Source organism: Comamonas sp. NyZ500 (assembly GCF_016772095.1).
Lineage (GTDB): Bacteria > Pseudomonadota > Gammaproteobacteria > Burkholderiales > Burkholderiaceae_C > Comamonas > Comamonas thiooxydans.
This window is the reverse complement of the sequence record NZ_JAEIJE010000017.1, coordinates 14174-29915: the sequence shown is the minus strand read 5'-3', so window position 1 is coordinate 29915 and position 15742 is coordinate 14174. Positions and strand designations below refer to the sequence as shown.

14 protein-coding genes and 2 tRNA genes are annotated in these 15742 nt (G+C 63.8%); 9 read left to right on the top strand and 7 right to left on the bottom strand.

Going from position 1 to position 15742, the window contains the following annotated elements:
• The first annotated feature begins 19 nt into the window (after positions 1-19).
• From JAO85_RS20350 to JAO85_RS20340, 3 genes are read left to right on the top strand one after another with little or no spacing between them, the layout of a single operon-like run.
• Positions 20-823, top strand: a complete 804-nt coding sequence (locus JAO85_RS20350; RefSeq protein ID WP_202788861.1) for an ABC transporter permease — start codon at positions 20-22, stop codon at positions 821-823.
• A gap of 13 nt (positions 824-836) precedes the next feature.
• Positions 837-1826: an MlaD family protein gene (locus JAO85_RS20345; protein WP_003063372.1), complete on the top strand. Its 990-nt coding sequence runs from the start codon at positions 837-839 to the stop codon at positions 1824-1826.
• Positions 1823-2527 carry a hypothetical protein gene (locus JAO85_RS20340; protein WP_039050906.1) on the top strand — a complete coding sequence of 235 codons (705 nt, stop codon included), beginning with the start codon at positions 1823-1825 and terminating at the stop codon, positions 2525-2527. The genes JAO85_RS20345 and JAO85_RS20340 overlap by 4 nt, the downstream gene beginning before the upstream one ends.
• 93 nt (positions 2528-2620) lie before the next feature.
• On the opposite strand, the gene JAO85_RS20335 is transcribed toward JAO85_RS20340, so the two are convergent.
• Complete coding sequence (locus JAO85_RS20335; protein ID WP_012837734.1) at positions 2621-3658, bottom strand: porin; 1038 nt, start codon at positions 3656-3658, stop codon at positions 2621-2623.
• Positions 3659-4235: 577 nt separating this feature from the next.
• On the opposite strand from JAO85_RS20335, the gene JAO85_RS20330 reads away from it, so the two are divergent.
• Both JAO85_RS20330 and JAO85_RS20325 read left to right on the top strand, forming a co-directional pair.
• A tRNA-Pro gene (locus JAO85_RS20330) sits at positions 4236-4312 on the top strand.
• A gap of 169 nt (positions 4313-4481) precedes the next feature.
• Positions 4482-4558 (top strand) — tRNA-Pro (locus tag JAO85_RS20325).
• Between the two features lie 130 nt (positions 4559-4688).
• Here JAO85_RS20325 and JAO85_RS20320 read toward each other — a convergent pair.
• Genes JAO85_RS20320 through fepB form a run of 3 tightly spaced genes read right to left on the bottom strand, consistent with a single transcriptional unit; the run spans position 4689 to position 7720 of the window.
• Positions 4689-5729, bottom strand: coding sequence for an iron chelate uptake ABC transporter family permease subunit (locus JAO85_RS20320; RefSeq protein ID WP_202788860.1), 1041 nt, complete (start codon positions 5727-5729; stop codon positions 4689-4691).
• Positions 5726-6778: an iron ABC transporter permease gene (locus tag JAO85_RS20315; protein WP_202788859.1), complete on the bottom strand. Its 1053-nt coding sequence runs from the start codon at positions 6776-6778 to the stop codon at positions 5726-5728. The genes JAO85_RS20320 and JAO85_RS20315 overlap by 4 nt, the downstream gene beginning before the upstream one ends.
• A 3-nt stretch (positions 6779-6781) precedes the next feature.
• Positions 6782-7720: a Fe2+-enterobactin ABC transporter substrate-binding protein gene (fepB, locus tag JAO85_RS20310; RefSeq protein ID WP_202788858.1), complete on the bottom strand. Its 939-nt coding sequence runs from the start codon at positions 7718-7720 to the stop codon at positions 6782-6784.
• Positions 7721-7838: 118 nt separating this feature from the next.
• Between fepB and JAO85_RS20305 the strand changes: the two genes are divergently transcribed.
• Complete coding sequence (locus JAO85_RS20305) at positions 7839-8642, top strand: ABC transporter ATP-binding protein (protein ID WP_087864594.1); 804 nt, start codon at positions 7839-7841, stop codon at positions 8640-8642.
• 30 nt (positions 8643-8672) lie between these two features.
• Here JAO85_RS20305 and JAO85_RS20300 read toward each other — a convergent pair whose 3' ends face one another.
• On the bottom strand, positions 8673-9572 hold the full coding sequence (locus tag JAO85_RS20300) for an IclR family transcriptional regulator (RefSeq protein WP_034356617.1): 900 nt from the start codon (positions 9570-9572) through the stop codon (positions 8673-8675).
• A 118-nt stretch (positions 9573-9690) separates the two neighbouring features.
• Between JAO85_RS20300 and JAO85_RS20295 the strand changes: the two genes are divergently transcribed.
• Both JAO85_RS20295 and JAO85_RS20290 read left to right on the top strand, forming a co-directional pair.
• On the top strand, positions 9691-11775 hold the full coding sequence (locus tag JAO85_RS20295) for a TonB-dependent receptor domain-containing protein (RefSeq protein WP_202788857.1): 2085 nt from the start codon (positions 9691-9693) through the stop codon (positions 11773-11775).
• Between the two features lie 18 nt (positions 11776-11793).
• Positions 11794-13146 carry an NtaA/DmoA family FMN-dependent monooxygenase gene (locus JAO85_RS20290; RefSeq protein ID WP_054075350.1) on the top strand — a complete coding sequence of 451 codons (1353 nt, stop codon included), beginning with the start codon at positions 11794-11796 and terminating at the stop codon, positions 13144-13146.
• A gap of 236 nt (positions 13147-13382) precedes the next feature.
• Here JAO85_RS20290 and JAO85_RS20285 read toward each other — a convergent pair whose 3' ends face one another.
• Together JAO85_RS20285 and JAO85_RS20280 are read right to left on the bottom strand one after the other, a co-directional pair.
• Entirely contained in the window at positions 13383-13589 is a 207-nt protein-coding gene (locus JAO85_RS20285) for a hypothetical protein (RefSeq protein ID WP_054075351.1), read from the bottom strand.
• A gap of 326 nt (positions 13590-13915) precedes the next feature.
• Positions 13916-14344 (bottom strand): YbaN family protein, encoded by a 429-nt coding sequence (locus JAO85_RS20280; protein ID WP_054075352.1) that lies wholly within the window; start codon positions 14342-14344, stop codon positions 13916-13918.
• 216 nt (positions 14345-14560) lie between these two features.
• On the opposite strand from JAO85_RS20280, the gene JAO85_RS20275 reads away from it, so the two are divergent.
• A complete protein-coding gene (locus tag JAO85_RS20275; protein WP_202788856.1) occupies positions 14561-15664 on the top strand; it encodes an enoyl-CoA hydratase/isomerase family protein in 1104 nt (367 codons plus the stop codon).
• Positions 15665-15742 lie beyond the last annotated feature (78 nt).

Below are 15742 nucleotides of genomic sequence, written 5' to 3'. Positions count from 1 at the left end.
TGGACGCTATCATTCCTGCATGAGCTGGAGTGAAACCACCATCAAGCTGCCGGGGCGGATCTGGGCCGCGCTGGGCGCGCAGGCCCTGGCGTGGTGGCGCAGCATTTATCTGACAGCCGTGCTGCTGGTGCTGGTCAGCTCGCCGTCGAGCTACCGGAAGCGCGGGCGAGCCATGCTGGCCCAGCAGATGTTTGCACAGACCGCTCCCATACTCACAGGCTTTACCGCGCTGGCGGCCCTGCTTTGTGCGGTGATTGCGCGCATCGTCATTGTCACCGCACAAAGTTACGGCCTGTCGCGCTATGCACTGGATCTGGTGGTGCGGGTGATGGTGATCGAGCTGATACCGCTGACGGCCGCACTGTTTGTGGCCATGCGCTGCACCATTCCAGCCGGCGTGCAGGTGGTGCAGATGCGTATGCAGGGTCAGCTCGCGAAGTGGAAGACGCAAGGCATTGACCCCATCCGTGCGGCGCTGGTGCCGCGTGCGGCGGCGGGCGTGTTTGCCGCAATCACACTGGCCGCACTCAGCTGCATCGTTGCCTTGGTCACCGTGTATCTGAGCGTCTACGGCTTCAGCCTGGCCGGGTTTGGTGCGTACACACGCATCTTTGGCCAGATCTTCACACCGTCGCTGACGCTGGTGTTCGTGCTCAAGACCTGGTTTTTCAGCCTCACGGTGGCCGTCATGCCGCTGGCCTCTGCCATGTACACGCCTGTTGCGCGACACAGGCAGGGCGGGGCGGAGCTGGGTGGCTTTGCACGCATGTTTGCCGTGTTGCTCCTGATCGAGGTGATCTCGCTCATGGGCAACTATTACTGAAAAGGATGGAGCCATGAGCGAAACGCGTATGGCCGAGGAGCAACTGATTGACGAGGAGTTGCTCAGCCTCAAACCCGTCGCGCACCTGCGCGCCAAGGCAGCCGCGCTGCTGGCGCTGACCCTGGTCTTGATTCTGAGTGCTGCCGCTTATCTGCTCTACGCGCGTGGAGTGTTCGAGCCCACGCAGCGTCTGGTGCTGACGGCCGATGACTCCGAGGGCGTGATCGTGGGCATGGACATGACGTTCTCGGGCTTTCCCATAGGCCGCGTGCGCAAGATAGAGCTGGCCGAGGACGGCTCGGTTCGCATTCTGGTCGATGTGACCGAGAAGGATGCCCACTGGCTGCGCCAGTCCAGTGTGTTCACGCTGGTCAAGGGACTGGTGGGCGGCACCACCATCAAGGCCTATACCGGCATGCTGGGCGATGCGCCGCTGCCGCCGGATTCCGTGCGGCCCGTGCTCAGCGGCGACGCCACGGCAGAGCTGCCCCAGATCATCAATTCCGCCAAGGAGGTGCTGGCCAATGTGGCAGCTCTGACCGCCACGGATTCGGCATTGGGCGGATCACTGGCCGAAGTGCGCAAGCTGGCCGAGCGCATGCAGGGCCAGGGCGGGGTTCTCGGAGCGGTGCTGGGCAGCGACGAGGAAGCGAAGAAGGTCGGCCAGATGCTGGAGCGCGCCAACTCCCTGCTCGGACGCATGGACCGCATGGTGGCGCGCGCCGACAGCCAGGTCTTTGATGCGAATGGCGTGATGCCCCAGGTCAAGGCCACCATGGAGCAGCTCAACGGCTTGCTGGCCGATACGCGCAAAAGCATGGCCAAGGTCGACGCCGTACTGGCCGATATGCAGGTGGTGGGCAGCAATGCCCGCGAGGCCTCGACCGACCTGGGTGCGTTGCGCGCCGAGGTCGAAAGCAATCTGCTGAGGCTGGAGTCTGTGCTCAACGATCTGCAGCGCAAATGGCCGTTTTCCCACAAGCCGGAGTTGAAGCTGCCATGAAGCACAAAATCAATCAAAAACAGACTCCAGGCCAATGGGGGAGAGCGCTGGCTGCTATATCCGTCATGGCGATTTCGGCCTGTGGCAACCAAGCCCCGGCACCGGATTGGGCCTTGAATGCCGAAGCTGCGGCGCAAAAATCCACCCAGGCCTATTTGCAGGGGCATCAACGTGTGGAGGCACTGCAGTGGCAGAAGGCGCGCGATGCCGTGGCCAGCACCGGCCAACCCGCGCAGGCCGCCAAGCTGGAACTGATGCGCTGCGCGGCGCAGGTGGCCAGCCTGGACTGGAACAACTGCCCGGCCTATGAGGCGCTGGCGCAGGATGCGGGCAAGCAAGAGCAGGCCTATGCCCGCTATTTGCAGGCCAGTCCACAAGCTGGTGATATAGAGCTTTTGCCCGAGACGCAGCGCGGCGTGGCGCGGCAGTTGCTCGGCGGCGGCGCAGGTTTAGCTGCTGTGGCCGAGATCAAGGATCCACTATCGAGACTGGTGGCTGCGGGTGTGCTGCTGCGTGGCGGCGCTGCGGTGCCTGACCTGCTGCAGCAAGGCGTCGATACCGCTTCGGAGCAAGGCTGGCGCAGGCCTTTGATGGCCTGGCTTCTGCTGCAACTCAAGGCAGCGCAGCAGGGCGGCGATGTGGAAAAGCAGGCGCAGTTGCAGCGTCGGCTGAAGCTTCTGGAGACATCTGCACCCAAGTGAACAGGCTGGCACCGGATTGGAAATAAAAAAAGCGAGGCTCAGGCCTCGCTTTTTTGCGGATGGGCGAGCCAGAGGCCCGCTCAAACCCGGCGCTTAGAAGCGATGACGGATACCGGCGATCAGGCTGGTGCCGGTCTTGGGGTTGGCATCGGTCACGCGGTCGTACATCAGAGCGGTGTAGACATCGGTGCGCTTGGACAGGAAATGGTCGTAGCCCAGGGTTGCTGTGGTGCGGGTGGCGTCGGTGGCCGCGTCGTACTTGGTGCGGGCCACGGCGGCCTTGACAGTACCGGGGGTGCCGGAGACAGGAATGTCCAGGCCCAGCGAGTAGGTCTTGCTCTTGCTATCCAGATCCTTGACCTTGGCCTGGCCGTAGGTGGCGTAGAGCTTCACGACGTTGAAGTTGTAGCTGCCGCCGACCATCCAGTCGCTCTTGGTAGGCATGACCGTGCCGCTGCCGGGGTTGGTGATCTGGTCACGCTCGTAGAAGGCCGTCAGGCTCAGAGGACCGTTGAAGTACAGGGCGTTCACGCCGACGTTCTTCTTGCTCTTGTTGCCAGGAGTCGTTTGCTCGCCGAACTGGTAGTAGACATTGGCAGTTAGACCGCCGAAGCTAGGTGTCGTGTAGACCAGCATATTGCTCCAGCCGGTGTCGGCGGGCGTTGTCAGGCGGTTGCCGCCCCAGGCAGCGGTAGGCGTGTTCCCGTGCAGCACCAGAGGCGAGATGGTGAACGAATCGCCGAAGGGGTTGGTCAGAATGGTGGGCAGGAAGTTGGGCGCCTTGTCGCGGCCCAGGCCGATACGGCCGAAGCTGCCGTTCAGGCCGATGTTGGCATCGCGCGAGAAAAAGGTATCGCCGGGGAAGCGGCCGGGTTCACCCGTGTCCATGCGCATGAAGGCGGTGAGGTTGAAATCGACCTTCAGGCCGCCGCCCAGGTCTTCCGTGCCCTTCAGGCCCCACCAGGAAGTGGTCATGCCGCCGGAGCCGACAACGCCCTTGCGATCCTGGCCGGCCATTTTGACCGAGCCAGCATACATATCGGCCAGTCCAGTCAGTTGCACATTGCTCTGGGCAAAAGCGGCGCCGGAGCAGGCCAGGGCTGCAGCCATGGCGATAAAAGCAGTCTTCATGAGTGTCCTCTCGAGTTAGATATTGGATTTACGTTTTGAAATATAGCGGGGGTTTGTATACAGCTTGCTCTGCAGTTCCGCGGATGCCGATGAAATCATCTTTTCAGCGATATGACAGTGGTTTTTTTACCTCAAGGACTCAGGGAAATCTCTTGTGTGCACCGTGTTGGTGCTATCGATATTGCCGTGCAAAGCGGCTGGATGAAGCCAGCCGAGCGAGAGTGAGTACTGAGGGTTTCGTGATCAAGGAATAACAGTCATTCCTGGTGGACCAGGTTTGATCAGGAGGTTCGAGGATGACCGCGTCAGCGGATGGAACAGGAGGGACTCGGCGATGGATGCCTGCCTGGAATCGCTGAAGCGCCCACTCTTGTCGTTCCCTTGGGCAGTCTTGGTCAGGCCCTGCGCAGGGCTCGCGATTGGCCGGAGTGTGCTGTGCGTGCTGAGCGCTTGTGCGGCCGGGCGTGCGTTGATATCAGGCCTGCAGCTTTCAGCACCAGTTCAATACTTTTTTGAAAAAAGTGCGCGTTTTCCCCGGGGAGGGTGTTTTTCCTCCCTATAATTCATCCCATCGACACGGAATGTAGCGCAGCCTGGTAGCGCACTTGCATGGGGTGCAAGGGGTCGCGAGTTCGAATCCCGCCATTCCGACCAAATTGAAAAGGCCTGTGATGAAAATCACAGGCCTTTTTCAATGTCGCTGCGAGGTTTGCTATGAAACCTGCAGCGCCAGATGACCGTCGTGGCTAATAACCGAGCAACTGCTTGAGTTGCAGCCTTCCCAAAAGATGGTCGAAAATCGGTTACAATGGCGTCATCGACACGGAATGTAGCGCAGCCTGGTAGCGCACTTGCATGGGGTGCAAGGGGTCGCGAGTTCGAATCCCGCCATTCCGACCAATCAAAAAGGGCTCCTAACTGTAAAGTTAGGAGCCCTTTTTCTATCCAGATCGCATGATGTCGTACGACTCTTCAGGGCGATGGCTCGAAGAGAGATGGAAGTGCTGTCTCAACCTCTGCTGTCGCACTCCTAGCCCTTGCGGGAACGAAAAAGCAGCCACAGCAGATACACCCCACCCAGCAAGCCCGTCACCAGCCCAATAGGCAGATGCAGGCGCACCGGTGCCCACTGGCTGAGCAGGTCGGCCGCCAGCAGCAGTACGGCGCCCATGGCAGCGGCCGTGAACAGAGGTACATCAGGTGACAGGCCCAGGCGCCTGGCCACCTGGGGTGCTGCCAGCGCGATGAACGCGATGGGCCCGGCTGCCGCCGTGGCGATGGCCGTCAGGGCAACGGCGCACATCACCATGATCAGCCGGGTGCGCGCTACGTTGCCCCCGAGCTGGGTGGCGGCGTCATCGCCCAGTTCCAGAAGGTTGATGCGGCGGGCACACAGCAGCACGACCGGCACGATGGCGACGAAGCTGAATGCGGCTGGCACGACATGCGCCCAGGTCCGCGCACTGAGCGAGCCGGCCAGCCAGCGCTGTGCGGAGACGGCCCGGTCCAGATCGCCCATGACCAGCAGGATGGTGTTCAGGCCCGAGAGCGTGGCCCCCACGCCTATGCCCACCAGCACCAGCCGGTAGCCCCCTGCCACGCGCCGGCCGCTGGACAGCGCGAGCACGACCGCCGCCGTGGCCATGCCCGACAGCACGGCGGCCAGCGATATCCACAGTGGCCCGGCATCGCCCAGTACGATCAGCGCAATTGCCCCGCTGGCTGAGCCCGTGGTGAAGCCGATCACGTCCGGCGAGCCCAGCGCATTGCGGGAGACGGACTGGAAGATGGCACCGGCCATGCCCAGCGCCGCACCCACGAAGACCGCCGTGAGCACGCGCGGCAGCCGTACGCGCAGAACCACGCGCTCGGCGGCGGGGTTGGCGCCCGTGCCCAGCAGACTGTCCAGCACCTCGGTCGGACTCAGCGACAGGGTTCCCGTGCCCAGCAGCAACACACCCAGCATCAGGGTCAGCACGACCAGTGCCATGCCCACGGCCAGCGGCCTTGGCCGCCAGCGGAACGAATATGGGCCCCAGCGCAGTACCGAAGTCTTCACGGACGCCTTCATAGCCTGCTCAACCGGTATCTGCACGCCACCCAGACAAAGAACGGCCCGCCGATCAGGCAGGCGACGATGCCCGCAGCCACTTCGGCAGGCGCTGCGACGACGCGGCCGAGCACGTCGGCACCCAGCAGCAGCACTGCAGCGTAGAGCGCGGACAGCGGCAGGATCCAGCGGTAGTCGGGCCCGGACGAGAGGCGGGCCAGATGCGGGGCCACCAGGCCGACGAAGGCGATAGGACCCACGGCTGCCGTGGCTGCACCGGCCAGCAGCATGACCGCCAGGCAGGCCAGTTGAGCGGTGGCGCGGACATTGACGCCCAGCGCCAGGCCCAGGTCATGGCCCAGCGCCATGGCGTTGAGCTGGCCGACAATGGCCCAGGCCGCCGCCAGCCCCGCCGCCACGGCGGCCACCAGCACGGCGGCGCCGGCGTAGCCGCTGCCCTCCAGTGAACCGGCCGCCCAGTGGCGGAAGCCGTCAAAGACTTCCGGGGGCGCATTGAGCAGGATGATGCCCGCGCTGGAGGTGAGCATGACGGACAGGCCGGCCCCGGCCAGCACCAGGCGCACCGGGTGCGTGCCCGCCCCCCGGGACTGGCCGAACGCGAAGACGGCCGCGCCGGCCAGCCCCGCTCCCGCAAAGGCGCACCAGACATACTGGGCCACGGTTGTCAGGTTGAAGGCCGTCATGCCGATCAGCACGGCCAGGGCTGCGCCGGCATTGACACCCAGCAGGCCCGGCTCGGCCAGGGGATTGCGGGTCACGGCCTGCATGAGCGCGCCAGCAACGCCCAGGGCCATGCCGGCCAGGATGGCAACCACGGTACGCGGCACGCGCAGCAGGCTGACGACCAGGTGCCGGTCATCGCCCAGGTCGGGCGCGCGCAGCGCGGCGAGGATATCGGCCAGCGCGATGTCGCGCGAGCCCACGGTGATACTGAGCACGGCGACGATACCCAGCGCCAGCGTGCCGCTCGCCAGGCCCAGGCTGCGCCTGCGGCGCAGGTGCGAGTGTGGTGCGGGCCGAGCTACCGCGCTCTGGAGCAATGCGCGCATGGCTCAGTGGAAATGGCTGGCCACGGCATCGACCATCTGTTGCCCGGAGTAGTAGTCGATGCGAAACGATGTCGGCCCCAGCGCATAGACGCGCCGGCCGGCGACGGCGGGAAGGTTGGCCAGCAGAGGATCGGCTAGGAAGGCCTGGACATCGCTTTGCGAGGCGCCCAGCAGAAAGACGGCATCCCCGGTGATGGCGGCCGACAGGTTTTCGCGGGAAATGAATTCAAAGTCCGAGGAACGCGTCACCTGAGCGGCCAGCGTGGGCGGAAGGCCTTCCACCTTGAAGCCCAGCGCGGCCAGCAGTCGTGCATGCGGGCTGGCGGCTCGGCCTATTGAGTAGCTGCCGGCCAGGTTGTAGGCGACGATGCTGACCGGCTTGGTGGGTGGCGTGATGGATGCGGCGGCCTGGGCGACGTGGGCATCGAAGCGGGCAATCGCCGCCGCAGCCTCCTTCGTGCGACCGGTGATGCTGCCCAACTGTGTGGCGATGTCCTGCCAGGACTGGCTGGAGTAGTCGACCACGACCATGGGAACGCCCTGGGCCTGCAGCTCGGAACGGTGCTGGGCCACGCTGTCGGCGCCGGTGGCAGAGGCCACCAGCAGATCAGGGTTGGCGCCCAGGACTGCCTCAATGTCGAACTGCAGGTTGCGGTAGAGCACCTGTACGCCACGCTCGTCGGCAACGTGGGCCCATTGCGAGAAAAAGCCCTTGTCATCGGTCAACCGGCTGGGCGTGGTGGCTGCGGTTGCCGCCACGGGGGCATCGATGGCCAACAGGATGCCCGTCACGCTGGGCGAGGTGGACACGATGCGCTGCGGTAGAGAGGCCTGCTGCGTGGCGCCGGCCTCGTGGACGGCGTTGCGCTGCATGAGCGCGATACCGGCCAGCACGGACAGTGCCGCAGCCGCCCCCAGGGCGGTAAGTTTTAGTCTGTTCATATCGATCTGACCGCGACAGGGCCGAGTACATCAAGGTTCTTTAGGGTGTTCCTCATTGTAGAATGCATTCCGAATTTGTAATGCCTAAGGACCTATTGCTTGTGGGGCATGACCGGCCATGACATATCGACTGAGTGCTGATGCAGTGACGCTGCGCTACGGCGAGCGCACCATTTCGCAGGGCCTGTCCCTTGCTGTTCCCGATGGCTCCTTTTCCGTCATCGTGGGGCCGAACGCCTGCGGCAAGTCCACCCTGCTGCGCGCGCTGTCGCGCCTGCTGGCACCGGCCATAGGGAGGGTCATCCTGGATGGCAGGCATATCGCGCAATGGCCTGCCAAGGAGGTCGCGCGGCGCCTGGGATTGCTGCCGCAAAGCGCGATCGCGCCCGAGGGCATCACGGTGGCAGACCTGGTGGCGCGTGGGCGCTACCCCCATCAGTCTTTCCTGAAGCAGTGGACGGATGTCGACGAGCAGGCGGTGGCCGAGGCCATGCAGGCCACTGATGTGATGGCCCTTTCGGACCGGCTTCTGGACGAGTTGTCAGGCGGGCAGCGCCAACGTGTGTGGATTGCGATGGTGCTGGCGCAGCAGACGCCCATCCTGTTGCTGGACGAGCCCACGACGTTTCTGGACATTGCACACCAGATCGAGTTGCTGGAGCTGCTGGCGGACATCAACCGGGCCGGCCGCACCGTGATTGCGGTGCTGCACGATCTCAACCAGGCCTGCCGCTACGCCTCACACCTGATCGCCATGCGCGACGGGCGCATCGCCGCACAGGGCAAGCCTGGAGCGATCTTTACCGAGCAATTGGTCGAGGAGGTGTTCGGCCTGTCATCGGTGATCATTCCTGACCCTGTGACCGGGACTCCTCTGGTGGTGCCAAGAGGGCGCAAGGCGGTGCATGCGATGGAAGGCTGAAGCGCCTGGGTATCTTCCTGCGCGTCGCTTCTAGGGAGAGTCTGAGCCAAAGGCTCGTCCGCCTGTGGCCTGGTTGATCAGGCTGGCTTCGCGCAGCAGCGCATGCCTGTCGTCGGGCGACTTGAGCTGGCCCAGGTCAGAGACAGTGGTGACCGCGCAGGCGATCTCATGCTGTGCGTCGAACACCGGGGCTGCCTGGCCCGTGACGTTGGACAGAAGGTGGCTGGTCAATTCGGACCAGCAGCGCTCGCGCACTTCATCGAGCACGGCCTTGGTCGGTGGCTTGCCGCGGAAATGGGCGGGTTGCTGGCGGCGCGCGGCGTCGATGGTGGCCTTGGGCAGGAAGGCCTGGAACACCAGACCGCAGGCGGTGTTGTCTATGGGAAGGATGTCGCCAAGCGCCAGCGGATTGATAGAGAAGTAGGCGCTTCGGTACCAGCGCACCAGGGTCGGCCCGCGGTCGGTCCAGATGGCCACGCCGCCGCTGAGCGCGTGCTGGTGTGTCAGCGACTTCATATGCTGCGCCGCAATTTCCACCGCATCCACGCGCTTGAGCGCGCCAATGCCGATGCTCAGTGCCGCGCTGCCAAGGTCGTAGAGGCCGCTGGCCGGGTCCTGTCTTGCCAGACCTTCCTTGACCAGGCTTTGCAGGTAGCGGTGGGCCGTGGAGCCCCCCGTTCCGGTACGCCTTGCCACCTCGCCAAGCGCCAGCTCGCTTTCGGCATTGGCCAGGACCATGAGGAAGCGGGCGGCGATCGAGACCGACTGGATGGTGCCGGAGCGTTTCTCCCCGGCGGTTGTCTGAGGTGTTGTTGTTTTCAAAGGCTCGGCTTCCTTGCCTGTACTTGGAGCATCGCAGGTGGGCGCCCGGGCGCCGCTGGTCTCGATGATACCGGCTCCTTTCGGGTGGAAGGCCCCCCCGGTACGCATACATCTTTTCAGTGTCGTTCTTGTTTTCCGCAGATGGGAATGAATTCCTAATGGTGGAATTTCCATGCGTCATGCTGTAACATAAAAACAAGAATCATTCTCATTAAAGGAAGATGCCGTGAAACTGTGTTTGCATCGCAGGCTCCCCTCCCGGGCGGGCGCTGTCGTACTCTCTACCTTGATGGCGCCAGCCGGAGTCTTTGCGCAGGGTGTGTCGGGCTCCGAGGAGGAAACCGCCACGCTTGACGTGGTCGTGGTCAGCGGTGAAAAGGTCAGGCGAGAACTCAAGGACACGGCATCCTCCGTGTCGGTCAAGTCTGGCAAGGACATCGAGAAGGAGGAGAGCGGCAATGCCTCGGTCCACGAGGTGCTGCATGACGTGCCCAACGTGGTCTACACCGACACGGTGGGTGCACCCATCATCCGCGGGCAGGACACGCAGGGCCCCAACAACGGGCAGAACGTCTTCTGGGGCGGTACGGTACCGCGCGCCACCATCAACCTCGATGGCCACTACCTCAATTACAACGAGATGTTCTTCGGCGCGACCTCGGTCTGGGATGTGGAGAGCATCGAGGTGTTCCGCGGTCCCCAGACCACCTCGCAGGGCGCGAATGCGATAGCGGGCGCGATCATCGTCAATACCAAGGATCCGAGCTTCAAGCCCGAGGCGGCCTACCAGCTGGAGGCCGGCAACTACAACTCGCGCCGCGCCTCCATCGCCGTCTCCGGCCCCGTGGGTGAGGAGCTGGCCGCGCGGCTTGCCGTGGACTATGCGGGGCGCGACACCTTTATCGACTACAACAATCCGCGGTTCCAGCAGGGCCAGGCCAACCAGGATTTCCGTGCGCTCAACGCGCGCCTGAAACTCCTGTGGCTGCCAAACAGCATTCCCGGCCTGGAAGCCAAATTCACTTACTCGCACAATGACAGCAACCGCCCGACCCAGGAGGCCGCTTCAGCACCGTTCAGCGGGCTCAAGCACTGGACGACGACCATGCCCGGCTGGACGCAAAAGACCGATACCGGCATTTTCGACCTGAGCTACGAACTGGGCAACGGCATGCGGCTGGTCAACCAGGCCCAGTATTCGCGCTCGTCCGTGCAGCGCTACACCGGCATTTCCGGCGAGGGTGATGCCGATATCCGCCAGAATAATTTCTCCAACGAATTCCGCGCCTTCGTGGGCAACGAAAAAGATCGCCTGAGCGGCTTCGGCGGCATCTATTACGCCCGTACCAGCACTGACGAAAGCCTGCTGCTGCGCGGCCTGTCCGCCTTCGATGACACGAAAAAGAACCTGGGTGTCTTCGGCGAGCTGAACTTGCGCCTGACCGATCGCTGGACCCTGAGCAGCGGGCTGCGCTACCAGCAGGACGAGGTGGTGCGCAACGGCAGCTCGGTGCTGGCGCCCACCCCCCTGGGTTACACCAAGACCTTCTCGGCCCTGTTGCCCAAGGTCTCGTTGGCCTATGCAGCCACGCCACGCTGGACGGTGGGTGCCTTGGTCAGCCGTGGCTACAACCCGGGCGGCGTCTCGCTGAACCTCACCAGCCGGCAATGGGCCTACTTCAAGAAGGAGTCGATCTGGAATTACGAGCTGTTTAGCCGCACCAGCCTGCTCGATGACAGGCTGATGCTCAACACCAATCTGTTCTACATGGACATGCGGGATGCGCAGTACAACATCCCGGTGGTGATCTCGCCGGGCGTGGCTCAGTCCTACACCATCAACGCCGAGAAGGCCCATGCCTACGGCTTTGAGCTGGGCGCCGACTACCGCGCGCTGGACAATCTGAGGATCAAGGCCGGCGCCGGCGTGCTGCGCACGAGGATCGAGGAGATGAGCAGCAACCCCGGCTACGAGCACAACCGCTTCGCCCGCTCGCCCGGCTACACCGTCAGCGTCGGCGTGAGCTGGGATGCCACTCCCCGGTTCAATGTCTCGGCTCAGGTGCGCCACCTGGACGGCTACTACTCCGATACAGCCAACACCCGTGCCTATGTGGTTGGCTCCAACACCATCACCGACCTGCGCATGAGCTACGCGTACAACGCGCACGTGCAGCTGTACGGCTACATCAAGAACGTCTTCGACAGGCGGGCACCCACTTACCTGCAGCAAAACCGCGGCATCGGCGGCATCGAGGCCAGCATGACGGCGCCACGCATGATCGGCGTGGGCGTACGCGGAACGTTCTAAGAGGAGAAGGATGCAAGCATGACAAAGCGCAAACCACTGCACATCGGCCTTTCGCTGGCCCCCACCTGGCTGAGCGGCGATGCCTGGAGGCGGCCCGGCAGCAATATCGAAGGGCTGTATTCCAGCGACTTCGCCCTTGACCTGGCCCGGCGCGCCGAGGCCGCGCACCTGGACTTCGTCTTCCGGCCCGACGTGAGCTTTCTGCCCATGGAGGTTCTGGAGACGGGCGCCGGCTTCGCCAGCCTGGACCCCACGGTATTGATGGCCGCGCTTGCGCGCGAGACTTCGCGCATCGGCCTGGTGTCCACGGTATCGACCACGTTTTTCCCGCCCTATGCGGTCGCGCGCCAGCTCCAGTCGCTGCACTGGATCAGCAAGGGCCGCGCTGGCTGGAACATCGTCACCGCCTTGCAGGGCCACGAGAATTTCGGACTGCAGGCCATGCCCGACGCCGACGAACGCTATGCACGGGCTGCCGAGTTCACAGAGGTGGTGCGCCGGCTGTGGGACAGCTTTCCCAACGAGGCCTTGAAGATCGACCGGGGCAGCGGCCGCTATGCCGATGCTTCACTGGTGCGCCCCATAGACCACGAGGGGCCGCATCTGAAGGTGCGCGGCCCCCTGAACCTGCCCGCCTTCGGTGGCCCGCGAATTCCGCTGGTTCAGGCAGGCGCATCCAGCACCGGGCGCGACTTCGCCGCCTCGGTGGCCGACATCGTCTTCGCGCCCACGCCCGACCTCGACGCGGCACTGGAGCTGCGCCGGGACCTGTCGCAGCGCGCGCAGCGCCATGGCCGCCAGGCCCAGGATGTGCGCCTGCTGCCGGGCCTGAGCCTGTACCTGGCCGACAGCCGCGAGCAGGCCCGGGAGCTGTTCAGGCAGACCCATGGCCGCGTGGACCGGGACCGCAAGCTGGCCTCGATCAAGGCCATGATCGGCCTGGACCTCACGGACTGGCCTGCGGACCGACCGATTACCGGAGCTGACCTGCCGGTGCCTGTGGCGACGCCCTCCAGCCGCACGCATGCGGGCCTGCTCAGGCGCCTGATCGAGCGCGAGTCACTGCGGATCGACGAGTTGCTGCTGCGGCCGGAGATCCTCTCGGCTGCGCACTGGCAGGTGGTCGGCACGGTGGACGATGCCGTCGAGCAGATCGTCGAATGGAGCGCAGCCGGCGCCATCGACGGCTTTCTGGCCGCGCCCGGCGGCTCCGTCGAGTCCCTGCATTGCGTGCTGGAGCAGTTGGTGCCCCGCCTGGTGGAAGCCGGCCTGTTCCGCTCCCGCTACACAGGCACCACGTTCATGGAGCACCTTGAAGAGTCGCGTCAGGAGCGTGTTCATGCTGCAGCCTACCCATCTGCTCGCTCGTAGCGGCGATCACGCAGCTTCGTTGCCGCAGTCACGCCCGTCATTGGTCGCAATACTCTGTGGGTCAAACCCTCCCTGGGCATGCAGTTCGAGTCGATTGCCTGTGGATCAGGACATTCTTTGTTACGTTGGCACCTGCCAATGAGATACGGAGAGAAAGCATGGCGAGAGCATCGCTGTGCTTGGGGAGTCACACCAGCGCAGCCCGCCAATGCCGCAGCGGCCGCTGATGCGCTGCGCTACCGCGTGAAGGCGCAGCACTTGACGTCGATCAGCTGGTGACTCGGTTTTCTGCTGCCCTTGATGTTGATCATCGTGCGGCCTTGGCGTTTTATGTTCATCGGCGCAGGCGCGCAACTTTTCCCGGATGTGCGGTCACCTTCCCAGCCCCTGGCTGACACCTGCGTGTAGGCCATCGGGATATTGCTGGCGTCGCTGGCTTCCATGTGCTTGCACAGGCACTCGCCCGCAACGGGCTCATGTACCAGTGCTTGTCTTGGTGTCCCCAGGCGGCCTTGTCCAGCCTGCCCACATTGTCGCCCGGCCCACGCGGGTCGGCCTGGTTGCTTCCGCGCCGGTTCCCTGCGAGACAGGCTCCAGCATGTCGATGCACGCGACCGATGCCGTGGCCAGAGTAGGCATTGTTGGGGCAGACACTTGCCCTAGCTGTTTGTCTTTCCTGCTCTGTGGCGTGTGTTGTCCAGAACCAAGAATTGGCGGCAGCATTTGCCTGCACACGCTTCGTGGAACGGTGCTGTGAGCTGCTCTAAACCTACGGCTCCGGCCTGAGCCACAGCCAGAGCAATACGCAGGCCATGATGCTCAGCGTCATGGCCGTGAGCCATGGCTTGTACGAGAAATACAAAATCAGCAGGCTGCTGGCGCCCATGCTGACGGTTGCCGTCCATTTGGCACGGCGGCTGACCTTGCCGCCAGTGTCCCAGTTGTGCAGCAGCGGGCCGAACACACGGTGAGCATAGAGCCAGCGATGCAGTCTGGGTGAGCTGCGCACAGCCGCCCAGGCGGCCATCAATATGAATACCGTGGTGGGCATGCCGGGAACCACGGCGCCTATCAGCCCCAATATCACGCAAACCAGCGCAAAGGCAATGAGCAGATAGCGCAGCGGCGCGGAAAGCTGCTTGGATTCCAGGTGCGGTTCTTCGCGAGGGGTTTCGGGCGGTGGTGGCAGATCGTTCATGAGGCAGAAGGTGGGCCGCAGAAGCTGGTGAAGCTGCAGCCTGGCACGGCTCCCATATTAGTCAGCATTGCAGACCGCTCGGGCTTTGTGGCTGCGATGCTGGCGGTATTTGTCACGTCCTTGTCCCTGCTTGCGTGGAGTGAAACCGCATAATCGGTGCGCATGGCCTGGCGACCGATTGGCGACCAGCATGGAATTGATTCAAGGAGCAAGACAATGACCCCCACCCCGAGCGCCGATATGTCCGATGTGATTGCCGAAGTCCGTGGCAAGCTGGGCATGATTACGCTCAACCGGCCCAAGGCGCTCAACGCGCTGTCTCTGGGCATGGTGCGCGATCTGCTGGGTACTTTGCTGGCCTGGCAAAAAGACGACTCGATTCTGGGCGTGGCCATTCGTGGCAGCAACAAGGAAGGGGTGTTCGGGGCGTTCTGCGCCGGTGGCGACATTCGTTTCCTGCACGCGGCCGGCAGCAGCGGCAATCCGCAGCTCGAAGATTTCTTCACCGAGGAATATGCGCTCAACCATCTGATTCACAGCTTTGGCAAGCCCTATATCGCTTTCATGGATGGCATCGTCATGGGCGGCGGCATGGGCATCAGCCAGGGTGGCTCGCTGCGTATCGTGACCGAGCGCACCAAGATGGCAATGCCCGAGACGGCCATTGGCCTGTTCCCCGATGTGGGGGGCGGCTATTTCCTCTCGCGCTGCCCCGGTGCCGTGGGCGAATGGCTGGCCTTGACCGGCGACACCATAGGCGCGGGCGATGCCCTGGCTTTTGGTCTGGCCGATGGCTGCATTCCTGCCGAACAGCAGGCAGAGCTGTGGGAGACCCTGGCAACCACGGATTTTGCCAATGTGGAGGCGCTCAATGCCGTGGTACGCTCCCGCTTTGTGAGCGCCGAGCCCAAGACAACCGCTCACCGCGCGGAAATCGATGCCTGTTTTTCTCAACCCACGGTGGCTGCGGTTGTGCAGGCCTTGCAGGCTGGCAGCGACTGGGCCCAGGCCGAAGCTGCCACGCTGCGCAAGCGCTCGCCCCTGATGCTGCATGTGGTGCTGGAGCAGATCCGCCGCGCGCGCCAGATGGGTCTGGCCGAAGATCTGCGCATGGAGCGCGATATGGTGCGCCACTGCTTTTATCTGCGCCCGGGTCGCAGCGAGACCGTGGAAGGCGTCCGCGCACTAGCGGTGGACAAGGATCACAGCCCGCGCTGGAATCCCGCCAGCATCGAAGAGGTGAGCGATTCCGAGTGGCGTGCGTTCTTTGACAGCCCATGGCCTGCGCACTCGCACCCGCTGGCGGCGCTGAAGGACTGATTGAAGTCCTCATTCAAAAAGCCCGGCAGGTTTGTGGCCTGCCGGGCTTTGTTTTTGATAGCCATCAGCGCTTTGAAC